Genomic DNA, 2,221 nt, shown 5'->3' on the forward strand with positions numbered 1-2,221 from the left:
GGCTGAACGGAGTTTGGGAGCCATCCCCCGGCCCGTTCAGCCTGAGCGAAGTCGAAGGCCACACTCCGTCAGACGTCGAACAACCCGTCCTGCGACCCGATCGGCGGGTTCAGCCCCAGATGCTTCCACCCGCCCGGATTGAGGATTCGCCCCCGCGCCGTGCGTGCCAGCAGGCCGAGCTGGATCAGGAAAGGCTCGATCACCTCTTCGATCGTATCGCGCGGCTCGGATAGGCCGGCGGCGAGCGTCTCCACCCCCACCGGCCCGCCGCGATAGACGTCGGCGATCATCGTCAGATAGCGCCGGTCCATCGCGTCCAGCCCCAGCGCATCGACCTCCAGCCGGTTGAGCGCCTGGTCGGCGGCGGTGGCGTGGACGATCTCGTGCCCCGCCACGGTCGCAAAGTCGCGCACCCGGCGCAGCAGCCGCCCGGCGATGCGCGGTGTGCCGCGTGAGCGCCGCGCCACCTCGACCGCGCCGTCCTCGGCGATCGGCAGGTCGAGCAGGCGGGCGGCGCGGGTGACGACGCGGGTCAGTTCCTCGACCGTGTAGAATTGCAGGCGCACCGGAATCCCGAAGCGGTCGCGCAAGGGGGTCGTCAGCAGCCCCTGCCGGGTCGTCGCGCCGACCAGCGTGAAGCGCGGTAGGTCGATTCGCACGCTCCGCGCCGACGGCCCTTCGCCGATCATCAGGTCGAGGACACGGTCCTCCATCGCCGGATACAGGACTTCCTCGACCGCCGGTTGCAGGCGGTGGATCTCGTCGATGAACAGGACGTCGCCGTCTTCCAGATTGGTCAGCAGCGCGGCCAGATCGCCCGACTTGGCGATGACCGGCCCGGACGTCGCGCGGAAGCCCACCCCCATCTCGCGCGCGATGATCTGCGCCAGCGTCGTCTTGCCCAGACCCGGCGGGCCGAAGAACAGGACATGGTCGAGCGCGTCGCCACGGCTCTTGGCCGCCTGGATGAAGACGCGCAGATTGTCGCGCGCCGCATGCTGGCCGACGAACTCGTCCAGATTCTTGGGGCGGAGCGCCGCGTCGACATCCTCGGGACGGCGGCTGGTGGACAAAAGGCGGTCTTGGTCGGTCACGCCTGCGCTCCTAGCGGCTGGGCGGCATGGCTGTCGAGCATCGTCGCGAACATTGCACGAACATAGCAGGCGGCGGGCGGCATGGACAGTCGCATGCCCCTCCGGCTTGATCCGGGTAGCGGACTCCGCAGCCAAATCGCGCTAGGGTGCTGACATGGCAAATGATCTTTTCCTGGCCAGCCCGATTCCGCCTGCGCTCGAAATCGCCCTGGCCGAGCGGTTCACGCTCCATCGCGACACCCCGCCCGCCACCACCCGCGCGATCGTCGGCGGGGGCATGATGACGGTGGATGCCGCCCTGCTCGACCGGCTGCCTGCGTTGGAGATCATCGCGGTACACGGGGTCGGCCATGACGGGATCGACCATGACGTGGTGGCCGCGCGCGGCATCCGGGTCGCGGTCACGCCGGACGTGCTGACCGAGGATGTCGCCGATCAGGCCATCGCGCTGTGGCTGGCGGTCGAGCGGCGGGTGGCGGCGAACGACCGGGCGATGCGGATGGGCAACTGGACCGTGCCGCTGGGCCGGCGCGCGAGCGGGCGGCGGATCGGCATTTTCGGGCTGGGCAGGATCGGCCACGCGATCGCGCGGCGGGCGGAGGGCTTTGGCGGCGACATCCGCTACACCGCGCGTTCGGAAAAGCCGGTGGCGTGGACGTTCGTACCCGACCTGCCGACGCTGGCGGCGGAGAGCCATGTGTTGTTCGTTGCGGCACCCGGCGGGGCGGAGACCCGTAATGTCGTCGATGCGGCGGTGCTCGACCGGCTGGGACCGGAGGGGGTGCTGGTCAATATCGCGCGCGGTAGTCTGGTCGATGAGGATGCGCTGATTGCCGCGCTGGAGTCGCACGGGATCGCCGGCGCGGGGCTGGACGTGTTCGCCGAAGAGCCCGACGTGCCCTGTGCGCTGCGGCGGATGAACCATGTCGTGCTGGCGCCGCATCAGGGCAGCGCGACGCGGGAGGCACGCGCGGCGATGGCGGCGATGGTGGTGGCGAATCTCGACGCGCATTTTGGCGGAGAGGTCCCGCCGGGGTTGTTGGGGTGAGGGTTGCCCTTGGGCTTCGACTTCGCTCAGCCTGAACGGCTGGGGGGATAAAGTCCAAACCCCCGTTCAGGCTGAGCGA

2 protein-coding genes are annotated in these 2,221 nt (G+C 69.6%); one reads left to right on the forward strand and one right to left on the reverse strand.

Features of this window, described 5'->3' with window-relative positions; all coding sequences use genetic code 11:
- Positions 1-68 precede the first annotated feature (68 nt).
- The gene (gene ruvB / locus ACQKJZ_RS19065) at positions 69-1,094 is read right to left on the reverse strand and encodes a Holliday junction branch migration DNA helicase RuvB (RefSeq protein ID WP_427733249.1); all 1,026 of its coding nucleotides are present in this window, start codon (positions 1,092-1,094) and stop codon (positions 69-71) included.
- A gap of 154 nt (positions 1,095-1,248) precedes the next feature.
- Here ruvB and ACQKJZ_RS19070 point away from each other — a divergent pair, with 154 nt between their 5' ends.
- Positions 1,249-2,142: a 2-hydroxyacid dehydrogenase gene (locus tag ACQKJZ_RS19070; protein WP_427733251.1), complete on the forward strand. Its 894-nt coding sequence runs from the start codon at positions 1,249-1,251 to the stop codon at positions 2,140-2,142.
- Positions 2,143-2,221 lie beyond the last annotated feature (79 nt).

Source organism: Sphingomonas sp. NPDC019816, assembly GCF_050274375.1.
In the GTDB taxonomy this organism is placed as follows: Bacteria; Pseudomonadota; Alphaproteobacteria; order Sphingomonadales; family Sphingomonadaceae; genus Sphingomonas.

Excerpts from the sequence above, each read along its gene's own strand:
- ACQKJZ_RS19070 (WP_427733251.1), top strand. The coding sequence starts at position 1,249 with ATGGCAAATGATCTTTTCCTGGCCAGCCCGATTCCGCCTGCGCTCGAA.